The organism is Cellulomonas jepli (genome assembly GCF_047229345.1).
Taxonomy (GTDB): Bacteria; Actinomycetota; Actinomycetes; order Actinomycetales; family Cellulomonadaceae; genus Cellulomonas_A.
Window position 1 is genome coordinate 1 of sequence record NZ_JBFTER010000101.1, and the last position, 19,062, is coordinate 19,062.

Annotated in this window: 11 protein-coding genes; 2 read left to right on the top strand and 9 right to left on the bottom strand. The window is 72.7% G+C overall.

Annotated elements, in window-relative coordinates; all coding sequences use genetic code 11:
- Positions 1-405: 405 nt before the first annotated feature.
- The 3 genes from glgB to AB6N24_RS18835 all read right to left on the bottom strand — a co-directional run bounded on the left by glgB (position 406) and on the right by AB6N24_RS18835 (position 6,374).
- The gene (gene glgB, locus AB6N24_RS18825) at positions 406-2,589 is read right to left on the bottom strand and encodes a 1,4-alpha-glucan branching protein GlgB (RefSeq protein ID WP_412870912.1); all 2,184 of its coding nucleotides are present in this window, start codon (positions 2,587-2,589) and stop codon (positions 406-408) included.
- 350 nt (positions 2,590-2,939) lie between these two features.
- Entirely contained in the window at positions 2,940-3,800 is an 861-nt protein-coding gene (locus AB6N24_RS18830; RefSeq protein WP_412870913.1) for a LacI family DNA-binding transcriptional regulator, read from the bottom strand.
- Positions 3,801-3,857: 57 nt separating this feature from the next.
- On the bottom strand, positions 3,858-6,374 hold the full coding sequence (locus tag AB6N24_RS18835) for a glycoside hydrolase family 2 protein (protein WP_412870914.1): 2,517 nt from the start codon (positions 6,372-6,374) through the stop codon (positions 3,858-3,860).
- Between the two features lie 303 nt (positions 6,375-6,677).
- Here AB6N24_RS18835 and AB6N24_RS18840 point away from each other — a divergent pair, with 303 nt between their 5' ends.
- Positions 6,678-8,909 carry an alpha-galactosidase gene (locus tag AB6N24_RS18840; protein ID WP_412870922.1) on the top strand — a complete coding sequence of 744 codons (2,232 nt, stop codon included), beginning with the start codon at positions 6,678-6,680 and terminating at the stop codon, positions 8,907-8,909.
- Positions 8,910-8,974: 65 nt separating this feature from the next.
- Here AB6N24_RS18840 and AB6N24_RS18845 read toward each other — a convergent pair whose 3' ends face one another.
- The 3 genes from AB6N24_RS18845 to AB6N24_RS18855 all read right to left on the bottom strand — a co-directional run bounded on the left by AB6N24_RS18845 (position 8,975) and on the right by AB6N24_RS18855 (position 12,143).
- On the bottom strand, positions 8,975-9,796 hold the full coding sequence (locus AB6N24_RS18845) for a carbohydrate ABC transporter permease (RefSeq protein ID WP_412870915.1): 822 nt from the start codon (positions 9,794-9,796) through the stop codon (positions 8,975-8,977).
- Positions 9,793-10,752 (bottom strand): carbohydrate ABC transporter permease, encoded by a 960-nt coding sequence (locus tag AB6N24_RS18850; RefSeq protein WP_412870916.1) that lies wholly within the window; start codon positions 10,750-10,752, stop codon positions 9,793-9,795. Before AB6N24_RS18850 ends, AB6N24_RS18845 begins: the two co-directional genes overlap by 4 nt.
- Before the next feature lie 62 nt (positions 10,753-10,814).
- Positions 10,815-12,143, bottom strand: a complete 1,329-nt coding sequence (locus tag AB6N24_RS18855; protein WP_412870917.1) for an ABC transporter substrate-binding protein — start codon at positions 12,141-12,143, stop codon at positions 10,815-10,817.
- Positions 12,144-12,380: 237 nt separating this feature from the next.
- Between AB6N24_RS18855 and AB6N24_RS18860 the strand changes: the two genes are divergently transcribed.
- A complete protein-coding gene (locus AB6N24_RS18860) occupies positions 12,381-13,637 on the top strand; it encodes an ROK family transcriptional regulator (protein ID WP_412870918.1) in 1,257 nt (418 codons plus the stop codon).
- Positions 13,638-13,688: 51 nt separating this feature from the next.
- On the opposite strand, the gene AB6N24_RS18865 is transcribed toward AB6N24_RS18860, so the two are convergent.
- The 3 genes from AB6N24_RS18865 to AB6N24_RS18875 all read right to left on the bottom strand — a co-directional run.
- Positions 13,689-15,128 (bottom strand): maltokinase N-terminal cap-like domain-containing protein, encoded by a 1,440-nt coding sequence (locus tag AB6N24_RS18865; protein WP_412870919.1) that lies wholly within the window; start codon positions 15,126-15,128, stop codon positions 13,689-13,691.
- Between the two features lie 2 nt (positions 15,129-15,130).
- Positions 15,131-16,930: a maltose alpha-D-glucosyltransferase gene (gene treS / locus AB6N24_RS18870; RefSeq protein WP_412870920.1), complete on the bottom strand. Its 1,800-nt coding sequence runs from the start codon at positions 16,928-16,930 to the stop codon at positions 15,131-15,133.
- Positions 16,927-19,062: alpha-1,4-glucan--maltose-1-phosphate maltosyltransferase (locus tag AB6N24_RS18875; RefSeq protein ID WP_412870921.1), on the bottom strand; the 2,136-nt coding region annotated here is incomplete at its 5' end. The genes treS and AB6N24_RS18875, both read right to left, overlap by 4 nt.

A 19,062-nucleotide genomic window follows, 5' to 3' on the forward strand; every position in this document is an offset into this window, starting at 1 on the left:
AGGGTGTGGGAGAGTAGGTCGCCGCCGGACACCATTCAGAAAGAGCCACCCCATCCGGGGTGGCTCTTTCTGTATGCACAGAAGTAGATCGCGCCGTTCGCGACTGGCTGTTCGCCGCGCAGGACGGCGGCGGGGGAGCGACTGGTTATCCGCCGCGCACGACGGGGCGGTGGGAGAGCGACTGGCTGTTCGCCGCGCGCGACGGCTGCAAGGTTTCGACCGGCTCCGCCGCGCGTGACGGCTGTGGGTTTCGGCTGGCTGTCCGGTGTCCGGTGTGCGCTGTCCGGTGCCCGTGACAGCCGACGGCGCCCGCCCTGGACGGGCCTCCGCGTCACCGTGGCAGCAGACAGCGAAGGCGCCGACCCCACAGGGCCGGCGCCTTCGTCGTGTCGGGGACGGGTGAGGTCACTCCGGGATGAGGTACAGCGCCCCGAGCGGTGGCACGCGCAACGCCGCGGAGAACGCCCGGCCGTGCAGCGGCACGGGTTCCGCCTGGACGGAGCCGAGGTTGCCCACTCCCGACCCGCCGTAGACCTCGGCGTCGGTGTTGAGGGCCTCGCGCCAGCGACCGCCCGAGGGCAGCGGCAGGCGGTAGTCCTCGTGGGGTGTGCCCGCGAAGTTGATCACCACGGCGACGACCCCACCGGCGGAGTCACGGCGCAGGAACGCGAGCAGGTTGTGGTCGGCGTCGTCGGACGTCAGCCACTCGAACCCGGTCGACGAGTGGTCCAGCTGCCACAGCGGGGCGTGCTCCTTGTAGAGCGCGTTCAGGTCGCGGACGAGGGTGTGCACGCCGCGGTGCCCGCCGTGGTCGAGCTCGTGCCAGTCGAGGCTGCGCCCCTCGGCCCACTCGGAGGACTGCGCGAACTCGCTGCCCATGAAGAGCAGCTGCTTTCCCGGGTGCGACCACTGATAGGCCAGCAGCCCACGGACGCCGGCGAGCTGCTGCCACTCGTCGCCCGGCATCTTGCGCAGCAGCGACCCCTTGCCGTGCACGACCTCGTCGTGGCTGATCGGCAGGATGAAGCGCTCGGAGTACGCGTAGACCATCGAGAACGTGATCTCGTGGTGGTGGTAGCGGCGGTTGATCGGGGCCTCCGCGAGGTAGCGGAGGGTGTCGTTCATCCAGCCCATGTTCCACTTCAGCCCGAACCCGAGGCCGTCGGCGTTCGTCGGGGCGGTCACTCCGGGCCACGCCGTCGACTCCTCGGCGATCATCATCGTGCCGGGGTTGCGACGGTAGGCGGTGGCGTTGGCCTCCTGGAGGAACGAGATGGCCTCGAGGTTCTCGCGGCCGCCGTGCACGTTCGGCCGCCACTGGCCGGCCTGGCGCGAGTAGTCGAGGTAGAGCATCGACGCGACGGCGTCGACCCGCAGGCCGTCGACGTGGAACTCCTCGAGCCAGTACGTCGCGTTCGCCACGAGGAAGTTGCGGACCTCGGGCCGGCCGAAGTCGAACACGTAGGTGCCCCAGTCGGGCTGCTCGCCGCGCAGCGGGTCGGGGTGCTCGTAGAGCGGGGTGCCGTCGAACCGGGCGAGCGCCCACTCGTCCTTCGGGAAGTGGGCCGGCACCCAGTCCAGCAGGACGCCGATGCCGGCGCGGTGCAGGGTGTCGACGAGGTGCCGGAAGTCGTCGGGGTGGCCGAACCGCGAGGTCGGCGCGTAGTAGCTCGACACCTGGTAGCCCCACGACCCGCCGAACGGGTGCTCGGAGACGGGCAGCAGCTCGACGTGGGTGAACCCGAGCTCGAGCACGTAGTCGGTCAGCTGCGAGGCGAGGTCCCGGTAGGACAGGCCCTGGCGCCACGAGCCGAGGTGCACCTCGTAGACGCTCATCGGTGCGGTGTGGGGGTCACGCTCGGTGCGCGAGACGAGCCAGTCGGTGTCGTTCCACTCGAACGCGGACTCGACGACCACGGACGCCGTGGCCGGCGGGATCTCGGTGCCCTTGGCGAGCGGGTCGGCCTTCTGACGCCACGAGCCGTCGCGACCGAGGATCTCGAACTTGTAGCGCGCGCCCGCGCCGACCCCCGGGACGAAGATCTCCCAGACGCCGCTCTCGCCGAGCGAGCGGAGCGCGTGCGTGGAGCCGTGCCAGTGGTTGAAGTCGCCGACGACGCGGACGGCCACGGCGTTCGGCGCCCAGACCGCGAACGACGTGCCGTGCACCTCGCCGAGCACGCCCGGGTAGGTGCGGGTGTTCGCACCGAGCACGGTCCAGAGCTGCTCGTGCCGACCCTCGCGGATGAGGTGCCGGTCGAGCTCGCCGACCGTCGGGATGAACCGGTAGGGGTCGTCGTGGCGGGTGGTGACGTCGCCGTAGGTCACGTCGAGGCGGTAGTCGGGCACCTGGTCGCCCGCGAGCACCGCGACCCAGACCCCGTCCTGCTCGTGCCGCGCGGGCACCTCGCCGCGGTCCGTGACGACGACGACCGCGTCGGCGAGCGGGCGCAGGGTGCGGATCGTCACGCCCCCGTCGCCCACGTGCGCACCGAGCACCGCGTGCGGGTCGTGGGAGGTCCCGTGCGCGACGGCGGAGAGGACGTCCGGGGACACGGGAACGCTGGGGAGGTCGTCCGATCGGCTCATGTCCCTACCCAACCACCAGCACGCCCCGACCGCATGGGACAGGGCGCCGTGCTGCGGTCCAGGTGCTGGTCAGGGCGCGATCAGTGCGGAAGTCGGTGGTCGCGGGTGCCGGCGCGTGTCGCGCGGTCCGGACGTTCGTCGCGCCGTGCGCACCGCAGGCACGTCCGGGTGGCTGCTGCGTCCCCGGCGTCGCCGCCGCCCCGGTGGTGCGCGACGGGTGCGGGCGGGTGCTCGGCCGGCTTCGGTACTCGGTCGACCGCGGCGCTGGATCGGCGACCATGCCAGGTCGACTCCGCTGCCCGGTCCGCCCCGGTGGCCGGTCGATCGTGGTGCTCGGTCGGCGCCGGTGGTCAGTCGGCCGGGGGTGCGGGAACGAACGCAGCGGTCGTGCCGCGCGTGACGAGCCGGGGCAGCTTCGCCTCGTAGGACGCGACGGGGCCCCCGGCGACCACGTTGAGCACGCAGTCGGCCACCTGGGTGCCCATCGCGTGCACGTCGAGGCTCATCGCGGACAGCGGCGGGTGAGCGAGCCGGCACAGGGCCGAGTCGTCCCACGCGAGCAGCGACAGCCGCTCCGGGACCGGCACGCCCATCTCGCCGGCGACCCCGAGCCCGGCGACCGCCATCACGTCGTTGTCGTAGACGATGGCCGACGGTGCCCCGCGCCGGCCGAGCAGCGCGCGCGTCGCCCGCGTGCCCGACGCCTCGGTGTAGTCGCCCTCGACGACCGTGCCGTGCACGCCAAGCCGCTCGCACTCGCCGACGAACGCGTCCGTGCGGTCCTGGGTGTGCGCGAGCGTGTGCGGGCCGCTGACCCGCGCGATGTCGCGGTGCCCCAGCGCGACGAGGTGCCGGACCGCGTCGCGCGTGACCTGGGCGTTGTCGATCCAGACGTTCGAGAACGGCAGGTCACCGCGCGGGCCGCCGACGACCACGGTCGGGATGGCGAGCTCGACGAGCACCGGCAGGCGGGGGTCGTCGGCGACGAGGTTGACCACGACGACCGCGTCGACCATCTCGCCCTGGCCCCAGCGCCGGTACGCGCGGATCTCGGCCTCGTGGTCGGGGACCACGTGCAGCAGCAGCGAGCGCCCGTCCGCGGCGAGGGTCTCCTCGATCCCGGCGATGAGCTCCATGAAGAAGGGCTCGAGACCGAGCATGCGGGCGGGGCGCGCCAGCACGAGTCCGACGGCGTCCGCCCTGCTCTTCACGTCCGCCAGCCTAGACCTGCCGGTGCGCACCGCCCCGCCGCCCGCCGGGTGACGCCGTCAGGCCGGCGTCCGGACGCGCAGGGGAGCCAGGTCGTTCGCGGTCCGCAGCACGGCCGGGTCGGTCAGGTCCGCGGCGCTGAGCCGGGCCGTGGTGCGGACCCGGAACGACGCACGGCCGCCCGCCGGCAGCGTCACGAGCGCCTCGTCGACGGTCGCGCCCGGGTCCACGCGGTCCGCCAGGATCGTGACGTCGCGCGCGAGCGAGCGGGCGACGACGTCGACCCGGTAGCCGCCCTCCACCCCGGTCACGGTGGCCTCGAGCGGGGCCGGGTCGAGCGCGAGGTCGACGTCCTCGACCCAGGTGTGCACGGTCGAGACCCCGTCGAGGCGGGCGACCAGGACCTCCGTGGTCGGGTCGCCCGGGGTCGCGAGGTCCGCGGGCAGCGGCAGCGCGGTCACCGAGCGGGCACCGACGCGGACGTCCATCGTCGTCTCCGCGAGCGGCGTGCCGTCGAGCCGCTGGCGCGAGACGTGCATCGTGGCGCGCCACAGCTCGCCGGTGTCGTTGACCGCGACGAGCGCGTCGTGACCGTCGCGCTGCTGCACGGTGAGCAGGCGCGGGGCGTTCGCGTTGCGGAGCGCGTACCAGAGCGGCTTGGGTCGCTCGTCGCCGTCGACCGCGGCCCACGACGTCACCGGCCAGCAGTCGTTGAGCTGCCACACGACCGCCCCCGCCGTCCGGGGCCACCAGGAGCGGTAGTGCTCGATCGCGTACGCGACGGCCCGGGCCTGGTTGAGCTGGGTCGCCCAGTGCCAGTCGGCGAACCCCTCGGGCACCCCGAGGTGCGGTGCGAGGCCGCGGTCGAGCTTGCCGTTGCCGTCGTCGGCCTTCTGGTGGAGCAGGAAGACGGGATCGGTCTTGGTGAGCGGCGCGCCGTCGGGGTTGCGGACCGCGCGCTGCAGCGTCGACCACGTCGGCGGGCCCTGGAAGCCGAACTCCGAGCAGAAGCGCGGCACGTCCGCCCGGTACGCGGTGTAGTCGACCCGGTTCCAGACCTCCCACTCGTGGTGCGTCCCGTGGTCGGGGTCGTTCGGGTGGACGACGTCGAGCGCGAACCCGGGGGAGTACGGGCTGCCGTCGGAGTACGGACGCGTCGGGTCGAGCTCCGCGACGACGCGCGGGAACAGCTCGGTGTAGTAGCGGTGACCCCAGGTGCGGCCGTCGAGCTTCTCCTGCCAGCCCCAGTCCATGAAGCCCCACAGGTTCTCGTTGCCGCCGTTCCACAGCACGAGCGAGGGGTGCGGGGTCAGGCGGGCGACGTTCTCCCGGGCCTCGGCCTCGAGCTCGCCCCAGTGCGGGTCCTCCTCCGGGTACGCCGAGCACGCGAGGAGGAAGTCCTGCCAGACGAGGATGCCCTTCTCGTCGCAGACGTCGTAGAAGTCCTCGGTCTCGTAGATCCCGCCGCCCCACACGCGCAGCAGGTTGAGGTGCGCGCCGAGCGCCTGGTCGACGCGGCGAGCGATGCGCTCGCGGGTGATGCGGGTGAGGAAGTGGTCGTCGGGGATCCAGTTGGCGCCCTTGGCGAAGACCGGGCGGCCGTTGATCCGGAACGTGAAGGCGGTCCCCGTCTCGTCGGCCGAGGTGTCGAGCTCGACGGTGCGGAAGCCGATGCGCCGGTGCCACTCGTCGAGCGGCGCGCCGCCCGGTGCGCCGCCGGGGTCGGCGACGTCGAGCGTGACGTCGAGGTCGCTGAGCGGCTGCTCGCCGTGGCCCGCGGGCCACCACAGCGGGGCCTCGGGCACCTCGAGGTCGACGACCGCCGAGGTCGCGCCGCCGGGGAGCGTGACCGTCGCCTCGGCGCCGCGCACCGTGGCGCGGACGACGAGCTCCGCGTCGTGCGCCCCCGCGAGGCCCGAGCGCTCGACGTCGACGTGCACCGCTACGTGCCCGGTGCCCGCGGGGTCGACGGTGACGAGGGGGCGGACCTGCGCGAGCCGCGCGGTGCGCCAGCGCTCGAGCCGCACCGGCTTCCAGATCCCCGCGGTCTGCAGGTCCGGGCCCCAGTCCCAGCCGAAGCTGCACGCCATCTTGCGGACCATGTTGAACGGGTGGTCGTACGCGGCGGGGCGCGCCCCGAGCCGCTCGCGCTCGGCCTCGGCGTGCTCGAGCGCCGAGCGGAAGTGCACCGACAGGGCGTGCTCGCCCGAGGTCAGGCCCTCGCGCACGTCGACGCGGTAGGACCGGTGCTGGTTCGCGGTGCGGGCGACGACCGCGCCGTCGAGCGAGACCGTAGCGACCGTGTCGAGGCCCTCGAAGACCAGGTCCACGCGCTCGTCCGGCGCCGGCTCCTGCGTGCTGAACGTGAGGTCGTAGCGCCAGTCGGCCCGGTGGGCCCAGACGAGGTCGGCCTCGTTGCGGTCGAGGTACGGATCCGGGATCAGGCCTGCGGCCAGGAGGTCGGTGTGCGCGCTGCCCGGGACGGTCGCGGGGATCGTCCGGCCGGCGATCGCGTCGGGGACGGGGCCGCCTGCTGCGCGCAGCGTCCAACCCTCGTGAAGGTCCTGCGTGATCATCGTCGGCCCGCTCCTGGGTGTCGGAGGTCCCGCGCGCGGTGCACGCGTCGTCGCGTGCGGTCCGTCGGACGACGTGTCACCGCGTCGTGCGCGTCGTCGAGGCAGGTACCCTGGTGGGGCAATTCTTAGGCAACTGAACAAAGTAAGTCAACCGACCGTCGGTCGGCCGGGCGACCGTCCCGGCGGCCGACGTCCGGCCGGACCGTCGAGCACGGTCCGCACCCGATCATCCCCACCTGCGAAGGAGCTGGTTGCCCCGTGGATGCTGCCGAGGCCCTGACCCTGACGTTCCCGCCCGAGGGGCTGCCCGCCGGGGCGCGCGACGCACGCGACCGCGTCGTGCACCTGCGTTCCGCGGGCACGAGCGTCGTCGTCGACCTGACCGGCGGGACGCTGCCGCGCGTCCTGCACTGGGGAGCGGACCTGGGGGACCTCTCCACGGCGTCGCTCGACGCGCTCGCGCTCGCGTCACGTCCGGTGCCGCTCGGCTTCCCGGTGGACGGCGAGGTCGAGATCGCCGTGCTGCCCGAGCAGTCGGCGGGGTTCCTGGGGACGCCCGGGCTGACCGGGCACCGCGACGGCGCGGACTTCTCGACGGCGTTCCGGGTGCTGCACGCCGCGCTCGCCGGGGAGCCGGGAGCCGGTGGCGCGGTCGCGGCGGCGGAGGTCGCGGGGCCCGGTGCGCCGGCCGGTGAGGAGGGGCCCGCCCTCCTCGTGGTCGACGCGCGCGACGCCTCGGCGGGCCTCGAGCTCCGCCTCGTGCTCGAGCTCACCGCCTCCGGGCTCGTGCGCCAGCGCGCGCGCCTCACGAGCACGGGGGACGGCACGTTCACGCTCGACGGGCTCCTGCTGACGCTGCCCGTCCCGGCGCGCGCGACCGAGCTGCTCGACTTCACGGGCCGGCACCTGCGCGAGCGCAGCCCGCAGCGCACCGACCTCACGCACGGCACGCGGCTGCGCGAGAACCGCCGCGGGCGCACCGGGTACGACGCCGCGTTCCTGCTCGCCGCAGGCACGCCGGGCTTCGGGAACCGCCGCGGCGAGGTCTGGGGGCTGCACACCGCGTGGTCGGGCAACCACCGGACGCTCGCCGAGCGGAGCCACTACAACGCGGGGCTGCTCGGCGGCGGCGAGCTGCTGCTGCCCGGCGAGGTGCGGCTCGGCGCGGGGGAGAGCTACACGAGCCCGTGGGTCGTGGGCGCGTACGGCCGCGGTCTCGACGACGTGTCCGCGCGCTTCCACCGCTGGTTCCGGGAGCGCCCGCACCACCCGCACGGCCCGCGGCCCGTCGTGGCGAACACCTGGGAGGCCGTGTACTTCGAGCACGACCTCGGCCGGCTCACCGCGCTCGCGGACGCGGCCGCCGCCGTCGGGGTCGAGCGGTTCGTGCTCGACGACGGGTGGTTCGGCGGGCGGCGCGACGACACGACGAGCCTCGGCGACTGGTACGTCTCGGCCGACGTCTGGCCCGACGGGCTGGGTCCGCTCGTCGACCACGTGCGCGGCCTCGGGATGGAGTTCGGGCTGTGGGTCGAGCCCGAGATGGTGAACCCGGACTCCGACCTCGCGCGCGCCCACCCCGAGTGGATGCTGCAGGCCGCCGACCGGCTGCCGCGCGCCGCGCGCCACCAGCAGGTGCTCGACCTCGCCGAGCCGGGGGCGTCCGCGTACATCCTCGAACGCCTCGACGCGCTGCTCACCGAGTACCCGATCGCGTACCTCAAGTGGGACCACAACCGCGACCTCGTCGACGCGGGCCACGGGCCGCGCCGCACCGCCGGCGTGCACGAGCAGACGCTCGCCGTGTACCGGCTCCTCGACGAGCTGCGGCGACGGCACCCCGGCGTCGAGATCGAGTCGTGCTCGTCGGGCGGCGGGCGCGTCGACCTGGAGATCCTCGAGCGGACCGACCGGGTCTGGACGAGCGACTGCATCGACGCGCTCGAGCGCCAGCAGATCCAGCGCTGGACGAACCTGCTCGTGCCGCTCGAGCTGCTCGGCGCGCACGTCGGCTCCGGTGCCGCCCACAGCACCGGTCGGCGGCACCCGCTGGAGTTCCGGGCGGGGACCGCCCTGTTCGGGCACCTCGGCATCGAGTGGGACCTGCGCGAGGCCGACGAGACGCAGCGGGCGCAGCTCGCGGCGTGGATCGCGCTGTACAAGGAGCTGCGCGGGCTGCTGCACACCGGCACGTCCGTGCACGCCGACGTCGCCGACCCCGCCTACGCGGTGCACGGCGTCGTCGCGCAGGACGGCTCGGACGCACTGTTCTGCGTCGTCGCGACGGCGACCTCGACGCAGAGCCCGACGGGCCGGCTGCCGCTGCCCGGGCTCGACCTCGACGGGCTGTACCACGTGCGGCCGCAGGCACCCGCGCACGTCGTCGACGGCGTCGCGAGCGGGTACCTGCACCTGCCGTGGTGGACTCCCGAGGGCGTCACGCTGCCCGGTCGGGTGCTCGAGGACGTCGGCGTCGAGGCGCCCGTGCTGTTCTCCGAGCGGCTCGTGCTGGTCCGGGCGACGCGCGTGGGCTGAGACCGACCGGTCGGGGACGACGAGGGCCGGGCACCGTCACGCTGCCCGGCCCTCGTCGTCGTCCGCTACTTGGTCGCGCCCGACGTGAAGCCGTTGTAGATGTACTTCTGCAGCGCGAGGAACGCGAGGAGCGTGGGGATCAGCACGATGATCACGCCCGCGGCGATGACCTCCCACTGCCCGCCGAACGGTCCCTTGAACCGGAACAGCGACGTCGAGATGACCCCGAGGTCTCGCCCGGGCATGTACAGGAACGGTGTGTAGAACTCGTTGTAGACCGCGATGCCCTTGATGATGACCACCGTCGCGATCGCCGGCTTGAGCAGCGGCAGGATGATCGTGCGGTAGATCGTCAGGTGGTTCGCGCCGTCGAGCGTCGCCGCCTCGTCGAGCTCCTTGGGGATGCCCCGCAGGAACTGCACGAAGATGTAGATCGACACGATGTCCGTGCCCATGAACAGCGCGATCGCCGCCCACCGGGTGTTGTACAGCCCCAGGTTGTTGACGATCTGGAACGTCGCGACCTGCGTCGTGACGCCGGGGACGAGCGTCGCGAGGAGGAACAGCGCGATCACCGTCTTCTTGAACCGGAACTCGAACCGGTCGATCGCGTAGGCGGCCATCGTGCCGATGAGGATCGTGCCGGTTACCGAGAACAGCAGGATGAACGCCGTGTTGGCGAAGCCCTGGACCATCTTGCCGCGCGTGAACGCGGTCACGTAGTTCTCGAGGTTGAACCAGTTCCCCGGCGGGTCGAGCGGGCCGGTGGTGAAGAACTCCTGGTTCGTCTTGAGCGAGGCCATCACGATCACCGAGATGGGCAGCAGCGTCACGAGGCACGCGAGCACGAGCGTCGCGTACTTGGCGGTCTTGGCGACGTAGCTCACGTCAGGTTCACCTTCTCCTCGGGGACGACCCTGCGCTGGACCCAGGTCACGACCAGGACGATGACGAGCAGGATGACCGCCATCGCGGAGCCGAGCCCGACCTTGAGGCTCTCGAAGGCCATGTCGACGGTCTGGATGACGAACGTCGCGGTGCCGTTCGCCCCGCCGGTCATGATGAACGGGATCTCGAAGACCGCGAGGCTCCCGGAGATCGCCAGGATGAACGACAGGCCGATGATCGGCTTGATGCTCGGCGCGATGATGTAGCGGAACTGCTGGAAGCGGCTGGCGCCGTCGAGCTCCGCCGCCTCGTACAGCTGACCGGGGATCGACTGGATCGCCCCGAGGAACAGCACGAAGTTCAGGCCCATGTACCGCCACACGGACGTGCTCGCGAGCGAGATGTTGTTGATGTCCGGGTTGCCGAGCCACTGCTGCTGCAGGTTCTCCGCGCCGAACAGCGCCAGGATCGAGTCGAGCGTCCCGTCCGGCTTGAAGAAGAACACGAAGATCAGGGCGATCGCGACGCCGTTGATCAGGTAGGGGAAGAACAGGATCCCCTTGAACAGGTTCCGGAACCGGGTGCTGAAGCTGAGGATCGTCGCGAAGTAGAGCGCGAGCGCCATCTGCACGAACGACGCCGCGAAGTAGTACAGGCTCACGTAGAAGACCCGGAACAGCTCGGGCCGCGTGAACACCGCGACGTAGTTGTCGAGCCCGACGAACTCCTTGGTCTTGTCCAGCCCGTCCCACGACGTCAGGGAGTACCAGAACATGTTCACCACCGGCAGGTAGGTGAACACCACCAGCAGGACGAGCGGGACGGCGAGGAACACGTACGGTGTCCCTCGCCAGCCCCACCCGCCGCGCGGCTTCCTCGCGGTGGCAGGCAGCTGGCCGGCCTCGATCCTCGCCCCGGCGGCTTCCGCCCGGACCACGTTGCTCACGCCGGCCATCTCACGCTCTCCTGCCTGTCACCACGGGTCACCGACTTCCTCGTCCTGGCCCAGCGGGCCCGTCAGCCCTCGACGGCGGCGCGACCGGCCGCCCACTTCGAGTTCAGGTCGTCGAAGATCTGGTCCTTGGTCTCGCCCGAGGCCCCGCGTGCGGCGTCGACGATCCGCTGGCGGTAGTCGGGGGTGTTGGTGCCGACCTCGGACTCCGCGTCGATGTCCGCGAACAGGCTCTCCTTGCCGGCGGGCGCGGGCGTGAGCTCGAGGTACTCGACGCCGAGCGCCTCGAAGTCCTTGAGCGTGTCGGGCGTCGGGCCCTCCTTGAGCGGCGAGAGTCCGCCGTTCGCCTCGGCGTAGCCGGACTCGGTGTTGAACCAGTCGATCCAGGCGCGGGCGGCGACCTTGTTCTCGGAGTTCTTGTTGATCGCGAGGTTGTAGTCGCCGCCGACCGCGGCGTAGAACGTGCCGTCGACCTGGTGCGGGAACGGGAGGTAGCCGATCGTGTCCGCGCCGGTGCCGGCGTCCTCAGCGGCGGCCTGCATCTGCTGGATGGCCCACGAGCCGAGCACCATCGAGCCGATCCGGCCGTTGGCGAGCAGGCTCTTGGACTCCTCCCAGTTCGTCGTGGTCGGGTCCTCCTCGGTCAGGCCCTGGTTGACGACGTCCCACAGCAGCGAGTCGATGACGAAGTGGTCGGTGCCCTCGGTCCACGGGGCGTCCGACTGCGCCATCTCGTTGACGTAGTCCGGGTTGGCCGTGATCTCGCCGCGGTGGCCCTCCCACTGCGTGAGCGGCCAGCCGTCCTTGTAGTTGGTGTAGAGCGGGACGACCTCGGGGTCGTTCTCCTTGATCGCCTTGAGCGCGTCGACGAAGTCCTCGGGGGTGGTCGGCGGCTCGGTGACGCCGGCGTCCTCCCAGACGGTCTTGTTGTAGACGATGCCCTGGGTGTTGCCGACGACCGGGATGCCGTACGCCTGGCCGTCGAACGTCTTGTCCCGCAGGAACCGGTACTCCTGCTCGAGCTCCTCGACGTCGCCGAGGGGCTCGAAGAAGTCGGGGAACTGGTCGGGCGTGACGGTGCCGACGACGCCGAGCACGTCCCCGTAGTCGTCGGTGTTCATCCGGGTGCGGACCTCGCCCTCGTAGTCCGTGAGGCCCTCGAACTCGACGTTCACGTCGGGGTACTCCTCGTTGAACCGCTCCGCGTACTCGTCGAACGTGCCGTCCTCGAGGAGGTCGGTGCGCCACGTGAGGACCAGCAGGTCGCCGGAGGGGGTCCCGTCCGCGTTGGCGTCGGCGGACTCGCCACCGCCCGAGCAGGCGGCGGTCAGGGCGACGGTGCTGGCGATCGCGGCGACGGCGAGCAGTCGCGTGCGTCGTGCGTGAGGGAACATCGTTGATCCTCTCTCGGCCCGGCACCTCGGCGTGCCGGCGGGGGTGGGCGGTCCTTGCCCGGCGGGGGCGTCGGTCGACCCCGCTCTGTGTGGCATTCTTAGGCAGCCGAACAAAGTAAGTCAATCCGCGTGTCGTCCCGGTCTCACCCCGACGCCCGATCGTTACATTGGGGACCTGCGGGGCGGGGGCGCGCCGACGGCCGGGGCGACCGCCCAGCACCAGACAGGAGAGCCAGCGTGAGCAGTGCCAACCTCGGGATGGCGCACACGAGCAGTCGCGCGGCGATCCTCGACGTCATCCGCGCCGCGGGCACGATCAGCCGCGTCGAGCTGACGCGCGCGACCGGGCTCACCGGCGCGACGATCTCCACCGTCGTGCGCCGGCTCATGAACGACGGGCTCGTCGTCGAGGCCGGCCGTGCCGAGTCGACCGGCGGCAAGCCGCGCATGCTGCTGCAGCTCGACCCGTCCGCGCGGTTCGCGGTCGGCGTGCACCTCGACCACGCCGGCATCACCTACGTGCTCGCGAACCTCGGGGGAGCGGTCGTCGCCCGGTGGCGCAAGCCCGGTGCCGGGGCCGACGACCCGCGCGAGGTCGTCGCGCGCATCGCCGCCGAGATCGACGGGATGATCACGCGCGTCGGCATCGACCGCACGCGCGTGCTGGGGCTCGGCGTCGTGTCGCCCGGGCCCATCACCGCGTCGGTCGGCATGGTGCTGACCCCGCCGAACATGCGGCGCTGGGCCGACTTCCCGCTCGGCGACGCGCTCGAGGACGCGGTCGGCGTGCCCGTCCTGCTCGACAACGACGCGACCGCCGCCGCGATCGGCGAGTACTGGGCGGGCGGCATCGAGACGACGTCGGCGTTCGCCGCCTTCTACATGGGCACCGGGATCGGGGCCGGCATCCTCGTCAACGGGACCGTCTACCGCGGCGCGAGCTCCAACGCGGGCGAGGTCGGGCACATCTGCGTCGACATCGACGGTCCCGAGTGCTGGTGCGGGAGCCGGGGGTGCGTCGAGGCGCTGGCGGGGCCGACGGCCGTCGTCGCGCAGGCACAGGCGCGTGGGCTCGACCTCGGCGGCACCGACCGGCCCGTGTCCGCGCAGTTCGCCGCGGTCGCCCGCGCCGCGCTGAGCGGGGACCCGGTCGCGGCTGAGATCCTGGCCTCGTCGGCGCGCTACCTCGGCGTCGCGGCCCAGACCCTCGCGAACGTGATGGACCTCGAGCTCGTGGTCCTCACCGGACCGGCCTTCGCGCTCGCGGGGTCGCTCTACCTGCCCGCGGTGCAGGAGCAACTGAGCCGCTCGTTCTTCGCGCGGGCGAGCCACCCCGTCCGGGTCACGATCTCGACGAACGCGCCCGAGGCCGCCGCGGTCGGCGCCGCGGCGCTCGTGCTGCAGAGCGAGCTCGCGCCGCGGCACTCCGGCGTCCGACTGCCCCCCGAGGTCGCCGGCGAGGTGTCGGCGCAGGAGCTCGCGACGCTCGCCTGACCCAGCGGCCGCCGGCCGGCCGGACGCTCGCACGCCCGGCCGGGACGGCCGTCAGCCGACGAGACGCTCGACCGCCCGCAGCGGGATGGACAGCCACGCGGGCCGGTTGCGCGCCTCGTACACGGCCTCGTACAGCGCCTTGTCGAGCTCGAGCGCCCGCAGCACGTCCTCGGTGTGCTCGCCCGCGCCGGCACCCGACGCACCGGCCACGTACCCCGCGAGGAGCGCCGCGCGTGCGTCGTCCGCCCACGTGTCGTCCCCGGTCCCGGCCGTCTCCAGCCCCCGGCCCACGGCCGTCGCGTAGTCGAACGAGCGGAGCATCCCCGCGACGTCGCGCAGGGCGAGGTCCGGTCGCGTCCGGGCGGCGACAGGAGCGAGCGGCTCACCCTCGAAGTCCGTGACGAACCACTCGTCGTGCGCGCGCAGCGCCTGGCCCAGGTGCAGGTCGCCGTGGATGCGCTGCGGCGCGGGCAGGTCGGTCAGCTGCGCGGTACGGGCGGCGAGCGCCTCGACGCCGTCGGCGTACTGCGCGAGCTCGGGGACGAGCCCGGCGGCCCACCGGTAGCGCGCGCGCACGGCGTCCGCGGTCGCCGCCGCGCGCTCGTCCGCGCTCCCCGGGTCGGCGGTCGGCAGGGCCGAGGCCAGCGCCGCGTGCATGCCTGCGACGACCGAGCCGAGCTCACGCGCCAGGTCGGCGAACGACTCGTCGCGCTCGGCCATCGCGCACGCGAGCTCGAAGCCGTCCTGCGCGCCGTCGACGAACTCGCTGAGCACCGCGAGGTGCCCGTGCACGAGCGACCCGTCCTCGGGCCACTGCGCCTCGAGCCAGCCCAGCGGCCGGGGCACGTGCACCCAGCCGCCGCGCGCGAGGGCCCGCGGCACGTCGACGTCGGGGTTGTCGCCGGGCGCCAGGGCACGGAAGACCTTGAGGATCGCGGCGCCGTGCGTCGCGTCCCCGGCGCCGGGCGGACGCGTCTCCGCGGTGGCCGCCGGCGCGTCGTCGGTCGCTCCCGCGGGGTCGCTCGCGGGGAGGATCACCGAGGTGTTCGACTGCTCACCGGTGAGCACCCGCGCGTGCTCCGCGTCGACCGGGGGGCGCGGGCCGTCGGCCGCGGACATCCAGGCGCGCAGGAACGCCGGGTCGCCGACGCCGTCGCGCACGTGCACGGGCGGCGAGCCCACCGTCCCGATCCACGCCGGGCCCGCCTGCCCCGGACGGCCGCCCGAGGCGGTCGGCCCGTCGTCGGTCGCGGTGCGGTCCGGGCGCATCGTCACCGGCACCTGGAGCACGGTGTCGACCCCGGGCGCCTCGGCGCGCACGAGCAGGATGCGCACGCGTGCCTCGTCGCGCGGGTCGGTGAGCGTGAGCCCGCCGACCGCCGTGAGCTGCGCCTCGGCGCCCTTGACCGGGAACCACCGGCGGTCGGGCAGCCAGTCGGCGAGGAGCCGGACGACCGCGTCGTCGGTGGGCTCGTGGTCCGTGACGGCCATCGTCATCCTCCTGCCGTCCCCGCCGAGCCACCGGGCGTGAGCGTCAGCCAGTAGAACTCGCGCGAGCCGAGCGTGATCTGGACGGTGCCCTCGGCGGTCACGTCCGGGAACTGCGCGCCGCCGAAGACGTCGCGCAGCTGCGCACCGGCGTAGCCGTCGAGCGTCACGGTCGTCGACCGCGGCGTCGCCGCCATGTTCGCCACGACGAGCAGGGTCTCCTCGTCGCTCGTCCGCAGGAACGTCAGGACCGCCTCGCTCGAGCTCGGGACCACCTCGAACTCGCCCCTGCCGAGCGACGGGTGCAGGCGGCGGACCGTCAGCATGCCGTGGATCCAGTGCAGCAGCGACGTCGGCTGCGCGAGCTGCGCCTCGACGTTGACGTGGCCGTAGTGGCTCACGAGCGACTGGTTCACGGGCAGGTAGAGCTGCCCGGGGTCGGCCGTCGAGAAGCCCGAGTTCCGGTCCGGGGTCCACTGCATCGGGGTGCGCACCGCGTCACGGTCGTGCAGCCAGATGTTGTCGCCCATGCCGATCTCGTCGCCGTAGTACAGGCAGGGGCTGCCCGGGAGCGAGAGCAGCAGCGCGTGGGCGAGCTCGATCTCCTTGCGGGAGTTGTCGAGCAGCGGCGACAGGCGGCGCCGGATCCCGACGTTGGCACGCATGCGCGAGTCGGGCGCGTACCACCCGTACATCGACGCGCGCTCCTCGGTCGAGACCATCTCGAGGGTCAGCTCGTCGTGGTTGCGCAGGAACGTGCTCCACTGCGCGCCCTTCGGGATCGCCGGCGTGTCCGCGAGGATCTCGACGATCTGGTTCGCCCGCTGGTCGCGGATCGAGTAGAAGATGCGCGGCATCACGGGGAAGTGGAAGCACATGTGGCACTCCGGCTCCTCCTCGGTGCCGAAGTAGTGCACGACGTCCTCGGGCCACTGGTTCGCCTCGGCCAGGATGATCCGCCCCGGGAACTCGGCGTCGATCGTGCGGCGCAGCAGGCGCAGGAACGCGTGCGTCTCCGGGAGGTTCTCGCAGTTCGTGCCCTCGGCCTCGAACAGGTACGGCACGGCGTCGAGCCGGAAGCCGTCGACCCCGAGCTGCAGCCAGAACCGGGCGACGTCGAGCATCGACTCCACGACGCGCGGGTTCTCGAAGTTGAGGTCCGGCTGGTGGGAGAAGAACCGGTGCCAGAAGTACTGCCGGCGCACGGGGTCGAACGTCCAGTTCGACGTCTCGGTGTCGACGAAGATGATGCGAGCGTCCGGGTAGCGCGTGTTGTCGTCGCTCCAGACGTAGAAGTCGCCGTACGGGCCCTTCGGGTCGGCGCGCGACGCCTGGAACCACGGGTGCGCGTCGCTCGTGTGGTTCATCACGAGGTCGACCACGATCCGCATGCCGCGCGCGTGCGCCTCGTCGACGAGCTCGTGGAAGTCCGCGATCGAGCCGTACTGCGGGGCGATCGCGGTGTAGTCCGACACGTCGTACCCGCCGTCGCGCATGGGCGACGGGTAGAACGGCGGCAGCCACAGGCAGTCGACGCCGAGCCACTGCAGGTAGTCGAGCCGCGCGATGAGCCCGCGCAGGTCGCCGCTGCCGACGCCCGTCGAGTCCGAGAACGAGCGGATCATCACCTCGTAGAAGACCGCCGTCCGGTACCAGTCCGGGTCGTCCGAGAGCCCTGGGCGGGACCCGGACTCGGCGACCGCGGAGGCCGGCACGGCCGGCTGGCGGCGTGGGGGCAGCGCGGTGATCGCGATCTGCCCGGTCGACGGCGCGGGTGCGCGGCCGACTCCCGGCTGGGCGGTCACGCGCCCACCTGCACCACGTGCGCGCAGCGGACGTACGGGTCGAGCCGGACGTAGACCTGCTCGCCCCACGCGTACGTCTCGTCGGAGAGCACGTCGTGGGCGACGAACTGGTGGGGCTGCTCGGCGGTCGGCGTGAGGCCGAGCGCGCGCAGGTCGAGCTGCACGAGACCCTCCCGGGTGCTGTGGGGGTCGAGGTTGACGACGACGATGATGGTGTCTGCGCGCCCGGTCGGCGAGTGCTCGGCGTCGAGGTGGCGCGAGAAGCACACGAGCGCGTCGTCGTTGGTCGGGTGGACGGTCAGGTTCCGGAGCTGCTGGAGCGCGGGGTGGGCGCGGCGGATCTCGTTGAGCCGCTGCAGGAGCGTCGCGATCCCGAGCCCGTCGGCGACGGACCAGTCGCGCGGCCGGAACTCGTACTTCTCGTTGTCGATCTGCTCCTCGACGCCGGGCCTCGGGACGTTCTCGACGAGCTCGTAGCCCGAGTAGATGCCCCACGTCGGGGACCCGAGGGCCGCGAGCACGGCACGGACCGCGAAGCCCGCGACGCCGCCGTGCTGCAGGTAGGGCGGCAGGATGTCGTGCGTCGTGGGCCAGAAGCTGGGCCGCATCCACGAGCCCTGCTCGCTCGAGACCTCCGTGAGGTACTCCTCGAGCTCGTCCTTGGTGTTGCGCCACGTGAAGTACGTGTACGACTGGTGGAACCCGATGCGCGCGAGGTTGAGCATCATCGCGGGGCGCGTGAACGCCTCGGACAGGAAGATCACCTCGGGGTGCGCGGCCCGGACGTCCGCGAGCAGCCACTCCCAGAACGGCAGCGGCTTGGTGTGCGGGTTGTCGACGCGGAACAGCGTGACCCCGTGGTCGATCCAGACCTGGAGCACCCGCCGGATCTCCGCGGCGATGCCCTGCGGGTCGTTGTCGAAGTTCAGCGGGTAGATGTCCTGGTACTTCTTCGGGGGGTTCTCGGCGTACGCGATCGAGCCGTCGGCGCGCGTCGTGAACCACTCGGGGTGCTCGGTGACCCACGGGTGGTCGGGCGAGCACTGCAGAGCGACGTCGAGCGCGACCTCCATGCCGAGGCCCTTGGCCCGCGCGACGAACGCGTCGAAGTCCTCGAACGTCCCGAGGGTCGGCTCGATCGCGTCGTGACCGCCGTCCTTCGAGCCGATCGCGTACGGCGAGCCCGGGTCGCCCGGGACGGTCGTCAGCGAGTTGTTGCGGCCCTTGCGGTGCGTCGTGCCGATCGGGTGGATCGGGGTCAGGTACACGACGTCGAAGCCCATCCCGGCGACGCGCGGGAGCTCCTCCGCGGCCGTGCGCAGCGTCCCGGACGTCCACGTGTCGGTCTTCGGGTCGTGCACCGCGCCGTGCGAGCGCGGGAACAGCTCGTACCAGGAGCCGGCGAGCGCGAGCGGGCGGTCGACGACGAGCGGGTACACCGGCGACGGGCTCAGCAGCTCGCGCACCGGGTACGCGTCGAGCACCGCACGGACCTCGGGGGAGACCCCCGCCGCGAGCCGGGCCGCGGGCGGGCGGGAGGTGTCGCGCAGTGCCTTCACGGCGTCGGTCAGCACGCGGGCGGCCTTCGCGGGGACCTTCTCGGCGCCCGTGCGAGCGGCGGCGCGCTCGAGCAGCAGCGCGCCCTCGGTGAGCATGAGCTCGGTGTCGACGCCCGCGGCCACCTTGATCTCGGCGTCGTGGCGCCACGTCCCGTACGGGTCGGACCAGCCCTCGACGCGCAGGCCCCAGCGGCCGGGCTCGTCGGGCACGAGGCGGGCCTCGAAGCGGTCGAGGCCCGGGGCGATGTCCACCATGCGCGCGCTCGCGCGGTCGCGGCCGTCCGGCCCGACGAGCACCGCGGTCGCGGCCACCGCGTCGTGCCCCTCGCGGAAGACGGTCGCGCGGACCGGCACGGCCTCGCCGACGACCGCCTTCGCGGGCCACCGGCCGGCCTCGACGACCGGTGAGACGTCGACGACCGGGATGCGTCCGATGGGCGGACCGGTCGGCGCGGGCGGCGGCGTCGGGACGGCGGTGGTGGCCCGGGTGCGGGCCGTCCCGGAGGCGGACGCCCGTGCCTGCGGGGACGCGGCGGTCGCGGCGGCCCGCCGGCGGGCAGCGGGTGGCGGAGG

What these genes read in the sequence shown, in the direction of transcription:
- glgB (WP_412870912.1), bottom strand. Translation starts at nt 2,589, where the DNA reads ATGAGCCGATCGGACGACCTCCCCAGCGTTCCCGTGTCCCCGGACGTC.
- AB6N24_RS18835 (WP_412870914.1), bottom strand. Translation starts at nt 6,374, where the DNA reads ATGATCACGCAGGACCTTCACGAGGGTTGGACGCTGCGCGCAGCAGGC.
- AB6N24_RS18850 (WP_412870916.1), bottom strand. Translation starts at nt 10,752, where the DNA reads ATGGCCGGCGTGAGCAACGTGGTCCGGGCGGAAGCCGCCGGGGCGAGG.
- AB6N24_RS18855 (WP_412870917.1), bottom strand. Translation starts at nt 12,143, where the DNA reads ATGTTCCCTCACGCACGACGCACGCGACTGCTCGCCGTCGCCGCGATC.
- AB6N24_RS18865 (WP_412870919.1), bottom strand. Translation starts at nt 15,128, where the DNA reads ATGGCCGTCACGGACCACGAGCCCACCGACGACGCGGTCGTCCGGCTC.